Origin of the sequence: Enterobacter sichuanensis, from assembly GCF_002939185.1 — a bacterium.
Lineage (GTDB): Bacteria > Pseudomonadota > Gammaproteobacteria > Enterobacterales > Enterobacteriaceae > Enterobacter > Enterobacter sichuanensis.
Window position 1 is genome coordinate 44037 of record NZ_POVL01000005.1, and the last position, 13403, is coordinate 57439.

The 13403-nt window shown below is 58.8% G+C and carries 13 protein-coding genes; 3 read left to right on the forward strand and 10 right to left on the reverse strand.

What is annotated here, in order from left to right; all coding sequences use genetic code 11:
- The first annotated feature begins 35 nt into the window (after positions 1-35).
- The 3 genes from treC to nrdG all read left to right on the forward strand — a co-directional run bounded on the left by treC (position 36) and on the right by nrdG (position 4800).
- A complete protein-coding gene (gene treC, locus C5687_RS03890; protein WP_104556449.1) occupies positions 36-1679 on the forward strand; it encodes an alpha,alpha-phosphotrehalase in 1644 nt (547 codons plus the stop codon).
- A 376-nt stretch (positions 1680-2055) separates the two neighbouring features.
- A complete protein-coding gene (gene nrdD / locus C5687_RS03895; RefSeq protein WP_025759092.1) occupies positions 2056-4194 on the forward strand; it encodes an anaerobic ribonucleoside-triphosphate reductase in 2139 nt (712 codons plus the stop codon).
- Between the two features lie 141 nt (positions 4195-4335).
- On the forward strand, positions 4336-4800 hold the full coding sequence (gene nrdG, locus C5687_RS03900; protein WP_047957633.1) for an anaerobic ribonucleoside-triphosphate reductase-activating protein: 465 nt from the start codon (positions 4336-4338) through the stop codon (positions 4798-4800).
- A 32-nt stretch (positions 4801-4832) separates the two neighbouring features.
- On the opposite strand, the gene C5687_RS03905 is transcribed toward nrdG, so the two are convergent.
- Genes C5687_RS03905 through C5687_RS03950 form a run of 10 tightly spaced genes read right to left on the reverse strand, consistent with a single transcriptional unit; the run spans position 4833 to position 13401 of the window.
- Positions 4833-6743, reverse strand: coding sequence for a BglG family transcription antiterminator (locus C5687_RS03905; RefSeq protein ID WP_104556450.1), 1911 nt, complete (start codon positions 6741-6743; stop codon positions 4833-4835).
- Positions 6744-6762: 19 nt separating this feature from the next.
- Entirely contained in the window at positions 6763-7899 is a 1137-nt protein-coding gene (locus C5687_RS03910) for a lactonase family protein (RefSeq protein ID WP_104556451.1), read from the reverse strand.
- A gap of 20 nt (positions 7900-7919) precedes the next feature.
- Positions 7920-8660, reverse strand: coding sequence for a 2-dehydro-3-deoxy-phosphogluconate aldolase (dagF, locus tag C5687_RS03915; protein WP_104556452.1), 741 nt, complete (start codon positions 8658-8660; stop codon positions 7920-7922).
- The gene (locus C5687_RS03920; protein ID WP_104556453.1) at positions 8657-9775 is read right to left on the reverse strand and encodes a DgaE family pyridoxal phosphate-dependent ammonia lyase; all 1119 of its coding nucleotides are present in this window, start codon (positions 9773-9775) and stop codon (positions 8657-8659) included. Before C5687_RS03920 ends, dagF begins: the two co-directional genes overlap by 4 nt.
- On the reverse strand, positions 9759-10892 hold the full coding sequence (locus C5687_RS03925; protein WP_104556454.1) for an amidohydrolase/deacetylase family metallohydrolase: 1134 nt from the start codon (positions 10890-10892) through the stop codon (positions 9759-9761). The genes C5687_RS03920 and C5687_RS03925 overlap by 17 nt, the downstream gene beginning before the upstream one ends.
- A gap of 42 nt (positions 10893-10934) precedes the next feature.
- Positions 10935-11576: a DUF4310 family protein gene (locus C5687_RS03930; RefSeq protein ID WP_008501407.1), complete on the reverse strand. Its 642-nt coding sequence runs from the start codon at positions 11574-11576 to the stop codon at positions 10935-10937.
- 12 nt (positions 11577-11588) lie between these two features.
- The gene (locus C5687_RS03935) at positions 11589-12365 is read right to left on the reverse strand and encodes a DUF4311 domain-containing protein (RefSeq protein WP_025759080.1); all 777 of its coding nucleotides are present in this window, start codon (positions 12363-12365) and stop codon (positions 11589-11591) included.
- A gap of 22 nt (positions 12366-12387) precedes the next feature.
- Positions 12388-12687 (reverse strand): DUF4312 family protein, encoded by a 300-nt coding sequence (locus tag C5687_RS03940; protein WP_006810338.1) that lies wholly within the window; start codon positions 12685-12687, stop codon positions 12388-12390.
- Positions 12688-12689: 2 nt separating this feature from the next.
- Positions 12690-13052 (reverse strand): SFCGS family glycine-rich protein, encoded by a 363-nt coding sequence (locus C5687_RS03945; protein WP_104556455.1) that lies wholly within the window; start codon positions 13050-13052, stop codon positions 12690-12692.
- A gap of 10 nt (positions 13053-13062) precedes the next feature.
- Positions 13063-13401 (reverse strand): glycine dehydrogenase, encoded by a 339-nt coding sequence (locus tag C5687_RS03950; RefSeq protein ID WP_095441974.1) that lies wholly within the window; start codon positions 13399-13401, stop codon positions 13063-13065.
- Between the last annotated feature and the right edge of the window lie 2 nt (positions 13402-13403).

Here is a 13403-nt window from a genome sequence, read left to right on the forward strand (position 1 = left end):
GCAGTTGCGCCCCTTCGCATTTGCAGGAACGCATTATGAATACCCTTCCTCACTGGTGGCAGAACGGCGTCATCTATCAGATTTACCCAAAGAGTTTTCAGGACACCACCGGCAGCGGCACCGGTGATTTACGCGGCGTGACGCAGCGGCTGGACTACCTCAAAACCCTCGGCATCGATGCCATCTGGCTGACGCCGTTCTATATCTCCCCGCAGGTGGATAACGGCTACGACGTGGCGAACTACACCGCCATCGACCCGGCCTACGGCACGCTGGATGATTTTGACGCGCTGGTTGCAGGTGCGCACGCGCGCGGCATTCGCATCGTGCTGGATATGGTGTTTAACCACACCTCCACGCAGCACGCCTGGTTCCGGGAATCGCTGAACAAAGCCAGTCCGTACCGCCAGTTTTACATCTGGCGCGACGGCACGCCGGAGCAGCTTCCTAACAACTGGCGCTCCAAGTTCGGCGGCAACGCCTGGCGCTGGCACGCCGAGAGCGAGCAGTATTATCTGCACCTGTTTGCCCCGGAGCAGGCGGATCTTAACTGGGAGAATCCGGACGTGCGCGCCGAGCTGAAAAAAGTGTGCGAGTTCTGGGCCGACAGGGGCGTGGATGGCCTGCGTCTCGACGTCATTAACCTGATTTCGAAAGATCAGGATTTCCCGAATGACGAAACCGGTGACGGCCGCCGTTTCTACACTGACGGGCCGCGCATCCACGAGTATCTGCAGGAGATGAGCCGCGACGTCTTTACCCCGCGTAATTTGATGACGGTGGGCGAGATGTCCTCGACCTCGCTGGAGAACTGCCAGCAGTATGCTTCTCTCGATGGCCGCGAGCTGTCGATGACCTTTAACTTCCACCACCTTAAGGTCGATTATCCCGGCGGTGAAAAATGGACGAAGGCGAAGCCGGACTTCGTGGCGCTTAAAGCCCTCTTCCGTCACTGGCAGCAGGGGATGCACAACAAAGCCTGGAACGCGCTGTTCTGGTGTAACCACGACCAGCCGCGCATTGTGTCGCGCTTCGGTGACGAAGGAGAATACCGCGTTCACGCCGCGAAGATGCTCGGCATGGTGCTGCACGGCATGCAGGGCACGCCGTATATCTACCAGGGTGAAGAGCTGGGGATGACCAACCCGCATTTCAGCCGCATCACCGATTATCGCGACGTGGAAAGTCTGAATATGTTCGCCGAACTGCGGGCCAACGGTCGCGATCCGGACGAATTACTGGCGATCCTGGCGAGTAAGTCCCGCGACAACGGCCGCACGCCGATGCAGTGGGATGCCTCGCACAACGCGGGGTTTAGCGAGGGCGAGCCGTGGATTGGCGTCTGCGATAACTACGAAACCGTCAACGTCCGCGCGGCGCTGGATGACCCGGAGTCGGTGTTTTACACCTACCAGTCTCTCATCAGCCTGCGCAAAACCCTGCCGGTGCTGACGTGGGGGGATTATGAGGATCTGCTGCCGGAGCACCCATCCCTGTGGTGCTATCGCCGCCAGTGGCAGGGGCAGACGCTGATGGTAGTGGCGAACCTGAGCGATAAACCTCATGAATGGACGACTGACCTCCTGAGCGGCGCGTGGCAAACGGTGATAAGCAACTACCCGTCGCCGCAGAAAACGACGCTGCGTCCGTTTGAGGCCGTCTGGTGGCTACAGGCGTAATACCTTCACCGGGCGCATCCGTTGCGCCCGGTGTACTTTACTGTTTTTGTTGAATAATTAATCAGATTTTTCCTTTCCGCATTTACAATCGCTACAGCGCCCGCCGTTTGTACTCTCGTCTTTTTACTTTGTTCTGAATCAAATAAATCGCAAACATGTTTGATGCAAATCACTATATGTAGCACTTAAAATGCACGCCGACCCAACATCTTGTATTAATCGTCTACTATTCCAACAACAAGACGGCGACTCCGCTCTCCGGAATTGTGGATAACAAGGGTCAGAAACGAGGGAAGTGACTGGCCGGTCTCAGGATCTGTCCGGTGAATACTTCTCCGCCTCTGTGGATAACCTGTTTTTAAAAAATGGAGTGATCATGACACCGCATGTGATGAAACGTGATGGCTGTAAAGTGCCGTTTAAATCAGAGCGCATTCAGGAAGCCATTCTGCGTGCAGCTAAAGCAGCGGGAGTCGATGACGCAGATTACTGCGCCACCGTCGCAGACGTCGTTAGCCGCCAGATGAATGAACGCAGCCAGGTCGATATTAACGAGATCCAGACCGCGGTTGAGAACCAGCTGATGGCGGGGCCCTACAAACAGCTGGCGCGTGCTTACATTGAGTACCGCCACGATCGTGACGTACAGCGTGAGAAGCGCGGCCGCCTGAACCAGGAGATCCGTGGCCTGGTGGAGCAGACCAACTCCGCCCTGCTCAATGAAAACGCCAACAAAGACAGCAAGGTTATCCCTACCCAGCGCGATCTGCTGGCCGGTATCGTGGCGAAACACTATGCCCGTCAGCATCTGCTGCCGCGCGACGTGGTGTCGGCGCACGAGCGCGGTGAGATCCACTACCACGATCTCGACTACTCGCCCTTCTTCCCGATGTTCAACTGCATGCTGATCGACCTGAAAGGCATGCTGACCCACGGCTTTAAAATGGGTAATGCCGAGATTGAGCCGCCGAAGTCGATCTCCACAGCGACGGCTGTTACCGCCCAGATCATCGCGCAGGTCGCGAGCCATATTTACGGTGGGACCACCATTAATCGTATCGACGAAGTGCTGGCCCCGTTCGTGACGGCAAGCTTCAATAAACACCGTAAAACGGCCGAAGAGTGGCAAATCCCGGACGCCGACGGCTACGCGCACTCCCGTACCGAGAAAGAGTGCTATGACGCGTTCCAGTCTCTCGAGTATGAGGTGAATACCCTGCATACCGCCAACGGCCAGACGCCGTTTGTGACCTTCGGTTTTGGTCTGGGCACCAGCTGGGAATCGCGTCTTATCCAGCAGTCCATTCTGCGCAACCGTATCTCCGGGCTCGGCAAAAACCGCAAAACCGCCGTGTTCCCGAAACTGGTGTTCGCCATCCGCGACGGCCTGAACCACAAATCTGGCGATCCGAATTACGACATCAAACAGCTGGCGCTGGAGTGCGCGAGCAAGCGTATGTACCCGGACATTCTGAACTACGACCAGGTGGTGAAGGTCACCGGTTCATTTAAAACGCCGATGGGCTGCCGCAGCTTCCTCGGCGTGTACGAAGACGAAAACGGTGAGCAGATCCACGACGGGCGCAACAACCTGGGCGTTATCAGTCTGAACCTGCCGCGCATCGCGCTGGAAGCGAAAGGTAACGAAGACGCCTTCTGGACGCTGCTGGACGAGCGTCTGCAGCTGGCGCGTAAAGCGCTGATGACCCGCATTGCGCGTCTCGAAGGGGTCAAAGCCCGTGTCGCCCCTATTCTCTATATGGAAGGGGCCTGCGGCGTGCGTCTGAAAGCGGACGATGACGTGTCTGAGATCTTCAAAAACGGTCGCGCGTCAATTTCGCTGGGCTATATCGGTATCCACGAGACCATCAATGCGCTGTTTGGCGATACGCATATGTACGACAGCGCCGCGCTGCGTGAGAAAGGCATCGCTATCGTCCAGCGTCTGCGCGACGCGGTGGACCAGTGGAAAGAGGAGACCGGCTATGGCTTCAGCCTCTACAGCACGCCAAGCGAAAACCTGTGCGACCGCTTCTGCCGTCTGGACACCGCCGAGTTTGGCATTGTCGAAGGCGTAACCGACAAAGGGTACTACACCAACAGCTTCCACCTCGACGTGGAGAAAAAGGTGAACCCGTACGACAAGATTGACTTCGAAGCGGCGTATCCACCTATCGCCAGCGGCGGCTTCATTTGCTACGGCGAGTATCCGAACATTCAGCACAACCTGAAGGCGCTGGAAGACGTGTGGGATTATAGCTACCAGCACGTGCCGTATTACGGGACCAACACGCCGATAGACGAATGCTACGAGTGCGGTTTTACCGGAGAGTTTGAATGTACGAGTAAAGGCTTCACCTGCCCGAAATGTGGCAATCACGATGCGGCTCGCGTTTCCGTGACCCGCCGCGTGTGCGGCTACCTCGGCAGCCCGGACGCGCGTCCGTTTAACGCCGGTAAGCAGGAAGAGGTGAAGCGCCGCGTGAAGCATCTGGGGAATGGGCAGATCGGTTGAGTTCTTCGCCAGGTTCTCCCCCTCACCCTACCCCTCTCCCTCAAGGGAGAGGGAACCGATCGAGCACATTGCTAAGCCTGACGCCGGTTTTCTCCCTCTCCCTGTGGGAGAGGGCCGGGGTGAGGGCATCAGGTTAACGTTATGAACTATCACCAGTACTACCCCGTCGACATCGTTAACGGCCCCGGCACCCGCTGCACCCTGTTCGTTTCCGGCTGCGTGCACGAGTGCCCCGGCTGCTATAACAAAAGCACCTGGCGCCTCAATTCCGGCATACCGTTTACCGCTGAGATGGCAGACAGGATCATCAACGACCTGAACGACACACGCATCAAACGCCAGGGGATTTCGCTCTCCGGCGGCGATCCGCTGCATCCGCAAAACGTGCCGGATATTCTGAAGCTGGTGAAACGCATTCGCCGCGAATGTGCGGGAAAAGACATCTGGGTCTGGACGGGCTATAAGCTGGATGAACTGAATGCGGCTCAGAGGGAGGTCGTGGACCTGATTAACGTGCTGGTCGACGGCAAGTTTATGCAGGATTTAAAAGACCCGTCGCTTATCTGGCGAGGCAGCAGTAACCAGGTCGTGCATCATCTGCGTTGAATGAAGGCGGATATCCTCTGTCCGCCTGAACGTCAAAACCGACTCAAACTCTCCATCGCCACCGCCTTAAACCCGGCAAAATCCCCACAGCTACAGAGCCGCGACATCGCCCGTTCACGCAGGAAGGTGACGAAGATATCGTAAATCGCCATCGCCTCTTCGTACTCGCTTTTGCTGATGGCGAGCAGGAAGATGACGTGCGCGGTTTCGTCACCCCACGGGATGCCCTGCGGGGCGAGGACGGTATAGACCACCGTTTTCTGCGCCAGCAGGCCGAGGGAGTGCGGCAGCGCGATGCCGTCCCCGAGCATGGTGCTGACGATGGCCTCACGCTCAACGACCGACTCCAGAAAGGCTTCCCCCACAAATCCCTCTTCTTCAAGCTGTTCGCACAGCTCCCGGAACAGGGTCTGCTGGTCAACAGGCGTGTTAATAATGCGGAAATGGGCTGCGTCAAAGTATTTATCCAGCATCCACGGGCGGGTGCGGTCCACCAGCACCAGCTTGCCGATCTGCTCCAGCTGGTAATCCGTCGGGAACGGGGCGATCATCACCACCGGTTTCGACTTTTCACTGACGCGGACGGTGGAAATAACAAAATCTTCGCTGATGGATTCGGTCAGCTCGTACTCGCGCAGGGTGAGGGTGCGCGTCATCTCAATTTGCGGGTATTTGCGCTGCAGCACCGCCTCAATCATGCGCACCATGGCGTTACCGGCGTCACACACCAGCAGCACGCGCGGCTGGCGCTGGTAGCCGATGTTGTAGTGGCGCTCCAGCCCGACGCCGATGTGCAGCACCAGGAAGCCAATCTCGTTTTCGCTGATCACATACGGCGTATATTTGCCCCAGCTCGACACCGCCGCCAGGGTCATATCCCACGCCATCGGGTAGTGCTGCTTGATGTTATCCAGCAGCGGATTCGGGATCATGATTTGATACCGCACGCGGGTGATCATGGTTTTGATGTGCGTGAGCAGATCCGCATGCAGCTGTTCGTCGCTGAGCAGGTTGTAGTTATAGTGGGTGTTAATGTAGCGCAGGATATAGTTAACCAGCGCTTCGTCGTCGTCGGCATTTATGGCGCTGGGCGCAATCTCCTGGATCTGCCGCGCGGCGATGTGAACGCACAGCCAGCTCTCCTCCGAAGGTGAAAGCGCTTTGCCCGCCAGCTGCTGGAGGGTCACGGCGATATCTTTCGCCGCCTCGCGCACGTTCTCTTCCACGTCTTCGGCATGGAATTCCGGCAGCGGGTAACCTTCGCTGATGCGGCGCACCGACACCGCGCAGTAGAGGCGCAGGAACAGCTCGCCTTCGTCGGTCAGGCGGATGTGATGATGCGTCAGTGCGTCGTGCAGCACCGGTACCATCTGCTCCGCCACGCCCGCATTCAGCGCAACCTCCGTCACCAGTGGATTCAGGCTGTCCTGCTGGGCCAGCTCCCAGAGCAGATCGGTCAGGCACGCGCGGATCGCCATCTCGCTGCCAAACAGCTTCATCCCGTGGCGAGGACGGGTTTCCAGCGTCAGGTTATAGCGGTGGAACCACTCGCGCACCTCGGCCATGTCGCTCTGCAGCGTGGCGCGGCTGACGAACCACTCGTCCGCCAGATCCTCAAGCTTGAGGGAAAAGGCCGAGGTCAGAAAACGCACCACCAGATAGTCCACGCGCTCCGGCCCGGTCCGCGGAATGCGCAGCGCACGCGGGTGGGAGGCCTGCAGCTGCTGATAGCGCTCGGCATCCTCAATTTTGAGCTGGTAGCCGTTGCCCCGGCTCAGAATGAACTGCGCGCCGTGGCCTGCCAGCAGCGCGTTGAGGGCGGTGATATCCGCACGGACGGTTCGCGTGGAGACCGACAGCCGCTGCGCCAGCTCGTCCTGTGGCAGCGTCTCGTTTTGCAACAGATCGAAAAGTTGCGCTAAACGTTGGTTCGGGAATCGCACGTCGTTGTCCTCTTACGGCTTAAGGTGAAATAACCATCTGGGATGGGCTGCCGACCGGGGTATAGTCTGGCTCAACGCTTAGCCTGCCGTCCTGACCGACGCGGAAACGGGTAATGTTGTCGCTGCGCTGGTTCATAACGTACAGCCAGCGGCCCTGTTTATCGAGCGTCAGGGTGCGCGGGTAATCGCCTCGCGTCCAGACATCATCCTGATGCGTCAGCGTGCCCTCCGCTGTTACGGTAAAGTGCCCGATGCTGTTATGCAAACGGTTAGCCACATACAGCTGTTTACCATCGGCGCTTAACGCCAGCCCCGCCGCAAAACTGGTGCCTTTGTACCCTTCCGGCAGGGCAGACACCGTTTTGCCCTCTTTCAACGTACCGTTGGCCTGCACGGCATAGTGGGTGAGCGTCGACGCCTCTTCGTTAATCAGCCACAGGGCGTCCCCCTTCGGCGTGAAGACAAAATGGCGCGGTCCGGCCCCTTTTGAGGAGGCGCGAATAAACGGCGGATCGTTTGGTGTCAGCGTGCCGGTTCGCTCGTCCAGGCGGTACTGGTAGATGCGATCTAACCCCAGATCGGTGGAAAACACGTATTTCCCGCTGGGATCGGTGGCGATCATGTGCGCATGAGGTCCGTTGTGATCGCTGATGGCAAAACTGCCTTCAGCGGCCGCTTCCGGTTTTGCCGCGCCCGGTTCGCCCTGATCCTGATGGGTGTCCGTGGCATCCCCCAGGCTGCCGTCTGCCTTAACCGGCAGAACGGCAATCGACCCGCTGACGTAGTTGGCCACCAGCAGATGCTGGCAATTTGGCGTCAGCGAAAGATAAACCGGCCCGGCCCCGCCGGACGCCACCTGATTGAGCTCGCTCAGCTCACCCTTATCGCCGATGCGCAGCGCCTGCACCACGCCCTGCTCCACTTCGCTTGCCAGATAGAGCGTTTTGCCGTCGGGCGAGACGGTCAGCTGCGCGGCGTTCGGCAGTTTGCTCACCAGCGTTTTATTGCCGAGCGCGCCGGTTTGCGGGTCAACGGTAAAGCGGTACAGCCCTTCCCCGTTAGGGTTATAGGTACCCACCCAGGCGTACTGCGTCTGGGCGACAGCGGCGCTGGCAAGTAAAGAGAGTGAAGCGACAAGCAGGTTACGGGTGTGCATGGTGGCTCCTGTTGAAGGTATTACTTAACGAGTTTCTTCGTCATTTCAAGCAACGTACGCACATCTTCCGGACGCGTATCGCCGCTGGCTTTGTCGATAATCGAGCTGTAGATATGCGGGATGATTTTGCTCACGCCTGCGTCCAGGGCGATCTGCAGGATCTCCTCAAAATTCTCCAGATCGATTCCCCCTGTCGGCTCCAGCCAGAAGTCGTGACGGGCGCAGGCTACTGCTACAGCCTGATATTCGTCACGGCACTTGAGGCCGCCCATCGGGAAGTATTTGATTGAGCTGCCGCCAAAATCTTTCAGCAGGGCAATCGCGGTTTCCACCGGCACAATGCCGTCCGGTGCTGCGCTGCTCAGCGGGCCGGTGGAGATTTTCACCATGCCGACAGTGCCGGTCGGTGAGACCAGACCGTTGACTACGGAGTCGTTCTGTCCCAGCAGCGCGCGGCTGGTGGCGACGCCGGTAAAGACCTGATTGACGTGCTGCGGTTGCACCTGGCGGGCGATTTCGCTCACCATCGCCGACTGGTTCGGGTCGCCTGCGCCAAGTCCTACCGAGAGCGCGTTGTCAATCAGCACCGCGTACTCACGCATATCAGCGACCGCGCTGGCTACGTCCGGATAATTTTTGGAGAGCACGCCCAACAGCACATGACCTTCCGCCGCCTCGTAAATGGCGCTGGCGTTAGCCTTCGAACCTGCCAGCACGTTCAGACAGACGCGGTCACGGTAAAAATTGGGGGTCAGTTTCATGCCTTATTCTCCTGTCCTAACACTTCACTAATGCGACGGTACACAATGTTCAACTGGTCAGCATTCACACTGCGCACGTCCGCTTCGATGATCCCTTCGTTGGCCTTGTAGCCACGGAAGTAAATGGCGTATTCGCCCTGCTTCAGAGCATTCACCAGCTCGCCGGTGCCGATGCCGGTAATGGCTTCGTCGAACTTAATCTCGGTGCGCGCGATATCGCGACCCGCGCTGTCCCAGACCACGCGCGCCGTGACGCCGGTGAGGGTGTTGAGTGCGTCGATAAACGGCGTCATCTTCGCCACCATTTCCGCACCGCTCTCTTTGGTCGCCGTCAGGTAGTGTTCGATGGCGCAGGTCAGGCCGAGGATCCCCTCTTTGCCGACCTTCATCGCGCGGCCAATGCCCGCCGTCTGGCGCTTCACCCACTCGACGTAGCGGGTCTTGCCGATCACCAGCCCGCTGGTAGGCCCTTCAATCGCCTTCGCGCCGCTGTAGATCACCAGATCGGCCCCGGATCGGTAGTAGGTATGCAGATCTTCTTCCGCTGCCGCGTCGACGATCAGCGGAAGATCGTGTTTACGCGCCACCACCGCTGCCTGCTCAACGCTGAGCATGCTTTTCTGCACGCAGTGGTGCGATTTGATGTACAGGATCGCCGCGGTGCGTGGGGTGATTGCCGCCGCCAGCTGATCGGCGGAACATTCGTTGGCATAGCCCGCTTCCACCACCCTGCCGCCGCCCAGCGCCACCATGGTGCCCACCGGTGCGCCGAAGTTAACGTTGTGCCCTTTCGGCAAGACGATCTCGTTGTTCTCAACGGGCGTCACGTGCAGGTTTTCCAGCAGCCAGTCACTGTCTTTCACCAGCACCGCCGCCACCGACTGGGCAATGCCCGCCGAGGCGCAGGAGACCACCGTCGCCCCTTCAACGTCCAGCAGCTTCGCGATGTATTCCCCGGTTTTGTTAACCAGATCCTTCATCTCGAAATAGTGATTCATGCCGTCCATCGCCGCCTGAACCACTTCCGGGCGCGGCGTGGAGACGCCCAGCGCCGTCATGCGGCCGGAGGTGTTGATGACCTGCTTTAAGTTGTATTTCTCATAAATTGAAGGCATGTTCCGTGCTCCCTTGTTCGGTCATGTAGCCCTTGCCCGCGCGGATCGCGGCAAGCGGCACCAGAATGTGTTCAGCCTGCAGGCTGTCGTTTTCGGCATCCGTCAGCACCGTCGGCTGACGTTTAACGGTGAACAGCGTCAGGTCGGCGTCAAGGCCGGGCTGAATGCGCCCTTTGCGCGCCAGTCGCAGGCCATCAGCCGCGTTCGCGGTCACGCAGTCAATCACCTGCGGCAATGACATGCCGATGGCGAGGAATTTAGACATCACGCTCGCCAGCGACCCGACCGGGCCATTGATGCGGTTGCGGCAGTAGATATCCGAGCTGATGGTGTGGGGCAGAATGCCCATCGCGATGGCACGTTTTGCCACCTCAAAGCTGAAGCTCGCCGTACCGTGGCCAACGTCCAGCCGTACGCCGAGCTTCAGCGCAGACGTAATGGACGCACGCAGCTCGCCGGAAGGCGTCAGAATGCGGTTGGGTTTGCCGTTATAGCAGTGGGTGATGATGTCGCCCGAGCTCAGCAATTCGGCGATTTCGTCGAGGTTTGGCGGGTTATTGCCGATGTGCACCATCAGCGGCAGGTCGCCGTTCTCTTTCTGGATGGCTTTCGCACGCGCAAGCGGCGTAATGCCGTTGTCACCGACCACGCTGCTGCTCATGCGCGCCTTCAGGCCGACGATAAAATCAGGGTGGCGTTTTACCGCCTGCTTCACCGCGTCGGCGTCAACATTGGCCATATTGGCCAGCTCGTTCTGGGCAATCAGCCCTACGCGGGAGATGTTCAGCAGCGCGAACACCTCGGTGGTGGCTTTGCGGGTAATTTCATAGAAGTCGTCCACGTCGTCTGCCCCGGTACTGCCCGCATCCACCACGCTGGTGACGCCGGTGGCAATCCCGACGCTGTCCGGTTCGTCGTGGTAAATCGGGGAGTTCGGGTAGCAGTGAACGTGCGAGTCGATCCAGCCTGCGCTGACGAACACGTCACCGTTCAGCTCAACCGTCTTATGTGCGGGAGCATCAATCTCGCCCTGCGCCGCGATCGAACCGTCCTGAATGGCGATATCGGTCAGGGTATCGTCGGCAAGGCGCGCGCGGCGCAGGAGTAAATCAAACATGGGGTTCTCCTGATAAGGCGGGCGCCAGCGCGCCCGCAGGTATTAAAGGGCGACCGGGAACAGCCAGCCTAAAATCATTGCACCCAGAATGGCGCCACCGGTAATGGGCTTCTGCCAGATGTAGAACAGCAGCGCGCCCAGCAGGGAGCCCACGCCAATCGGGATGGAGGCGGTCATGGCGCTGAGGATAATCAACGGCCCCAGGAAGCGGCCGGAGGCGTTACCTGCGCCCATCATGACGTCTGCGCCGTAAGTGGAGTTGCTCTGGTTGATGGTGAACTTACGCGCCAGGATGATGACGTAGCCAATCGCCAGACCAATCACCAGGCCGGTGATCAGCGCGGCAATAAAGTTGGTCACCGGGAACATGATGCCCGCCCCCAGCAGCAGTGCCGGAACCCCCAGCCCCACGCCGGTCTGGATGGCGCCGCCGATGTCGAGAATACCGACCAGCGACCCTTCGATAATACGGGCGAACAGGAAGCTCGCGCCAAACGCCGCCACAGCGCCGTAGACGCCGGTATCAATCCCGGCTTTCAGCATCGCCACGAAAGCCACTTCGTTAAACGCGCCGATGCCATAGAGGTAGTACATGTGCGTCCCGGCGAACACACCGGAGGAGAGCAGGCCAACGAAGATCGGGAACGACCAGTCGGCATACCAAAAACCTTTATTCTGTTCCATTGCAGGCTCCTGTTATTTACCGCTGAGCGAGTTGTGGATCATGTCGAGCCAGTTCGGCACGGTCAGATGGAAGGATTCGATCATCTTCATGTCGAAGCCGCGGAAGAAGCCGCTCAGCACGAAGAGCAGGACGATCGCCGCCATCATCACTTTGGTGACGTGGTTCCAGCCGCTCTCTTCCACGCCTTTACCGATCAGGATCCCCAGTACCAGGCCCGGTACGGCGTTGCCCATAATCAGCTGCGCTGCGCCGCCGAAGATGGTGGCCCAGAAGCCCGATTTTTTACCTGCGTCGATGGCCGCCAGCCAGAAAATCACCGGCATCACGGTGTTGACCAGCAGGTTCGCCGCCGGCACCAGCACCTTCACGGCGGTGACCTGCAGTGCGGCAGGGACCGAGGAGGCGGTCAGGTTCAGGAAGGTCACGACGACCATGCCGATCACGCCGCAGGCAATCGCCATTTTGCGCGGGTCGTGCAGCGTTTCGCCGACGTTGCGGTTTTTGATCATCAGTGCAGCCGCACCCCAGTTCGGGATGATGCGGTGGTCAACGTCCTGTGTGAAAGCCCCTGCGGCCACGGAAGAGGCCCAGGCGTTAAAGAAGAAACCTAACCCAAAGGAGAAGTGAGACGCCGGATCCCCTTCGCAGGAGTTCAGCTCCCCCAACGTACGAAACGCGCCCATCCCCTGTGTGGTAGGCGCATGAAACATGCGTGCAGCACCGGCTCCGACACCGACGCCTACCAGGCCGCCGATGATGAGCGATTTTATTAATATAATTAAGAACATCAGTCTGCCCTTTTATGAATAATCAGCGTTGCGTGACGAAATCCACCTGGTCAAGATTGATGGCGGTCACGTTGACGGTCACATCCAGCTCCACGCTGTAGGTGCGTCTTTCCCGGCGCAGAAAGAAGAACAGAAAGGCTTCTTTTCGCACCGCTTCTTGCGCCTGAACGACCTGCACATCCTGTGGCTCAATACGCAGTAAGATATGCGGTGAGGCTTTCATCACCGCGGCCTGAACGTGGTTGAGCGCGTCGGCAAAGGCGCGCGCTTTGGCATCGCCTTTGCCCTTCACTCTCACCGTGGTTGTGAACTGTTCTTTCATGCTTATGCGCCGTATTTTTTCTGCCACGCCTGCACCAGACGCTCGCCCAGCTCTTCTTTATCCATAAAGCCAAAGCCCAGCACGTTGCAGCCTTCGTTGATGGCAGTCACACCTTCATCCACGGAACGCATACCGTATTTGGCTTTGTAGCCATATTTGGTCTGGGCGGTGATGGCGCCCGCGCCGCCGCTACCGCAGAAGGAGATACCGAAGGTGGCGTTTTCCGCTTTCATCACGTTGCCCAGCTTCATATCCGCGGCCATGCCCGGCACAACCACCGCGCGTCCACCCGCTTTTTCCACACCAGCGGCCACTTTCTGACCTTTACCCAGGCGATCGCCAATCACGACTGTAATCTGTTCCATGTGTTGCTCCTTAAAGGTTGTCTTTCGCGACTTCAAAGTGAACGGAGAGCAGCCAGGCCTCTTCATCAGGAAGGTTGCCAAACTGCGCCACCACTTCACGTGCCAGCCGCATTGAATCCGGTGAAATTTCGTCGAACAGCTCCGCTTCAACCTCCGGCAGCGGCTCGCCGGTCACGGACCGGTGCGCCATCGCACGAACGTGGGAGGTGAGCATTTGCTCCTGTACCGCATTGGGGATGATGTTGTGCCGGGCCAGCAGGGCGTAAACCTGCTGCAGCATCGTGTTCGCAAGCTGCTCTGTTTGCACTGCCTGTTCCCCAATGTCGTTCATTACCGCTCCGTTACTCACTG

What these genes read in the sequence shown, in the direction of transcription:
- treC (WP_104556449.1), top strand. Translation starts at nt 36, where the DNA reads ATGAATACCCTTCCTCACTGGTGGCAGAACGGCGTCATCTATCAGATT.
- nrdD (WP_025759092.1), top strand. Translation starts at nt 2,056, where the DNA reads ATGACACCGCATGTGATGAAACGTGATGGCTGTAAAGTGCCGTTTAAA.
- nrdG (WP_047957633.1), top strand. Translation starts at nt 4,336, where the DNA reads ATGAACTATCACCAGTACTACCCCGTCGACATCGTTAACGGCCCCGGC.
- C5687_RS03910 (WP_104556451.1), bottom strand. Translation starts at nt 7,899, where the DNA reads ATGCACACCCGTAACCTGCTTGTCGCTTCACTCTCTTTACTTGCCAGC.
- dagF (WP_104556452.1), bottom strand. Translation starts at nt 8,660, where the DNA reads ATGAAACTGACCCCCAATTTTTACCGTGACCGCGTCTGTCTGAACGTG.
- C5687_RS03920 (WP_104556453.1), bottom strand. Translation starts at nt 9,775, where the DNA reads ATGCCTTCAATTTATGAGAAATACAACTTAAAGCAGGTCATCAACACC.
- C5687_RS03925 (WP_104556454.1), bottom strand. Translation starts at nt 10,892, where the DNA reads ATGTTTGATTTACTCCTGCGCCGCGCGCGCCTTGCCGACGATACCCTG.
- C5687_RS03930 (WP_008501407.1), bottom strand. Translation starts at nt 11,576, where the DNA reads ATGGAACAGAATAAAGGTTTTTGGTATGCCGACTGGTCGTTCCCGATC.
- C5687_RS03935 (WP_025759080.1), bottom strand. Translation starts at nt 12,365, where the DNA reads ATGTTCTTAATTATATTAATAAAATCGCTCATCATCGGCGGCCTGGTA.
- C5687_RS03940 (WP_006810338.1), bottom strand. Translation starts at nt 12,687, where the DNA reads ATGAAAGAACAGTTCACAACCACGGTGAGAGTGAAGGGCAAAGGCGAT.
- C5687_RS03945 (WP_104556455.1), bottom strand. Translation starts at nt 13,052, where the DNA reads ATGGAACAGATTACAGTCGTGATTGGCGATCGCCTGGGTAAAGGTCAG.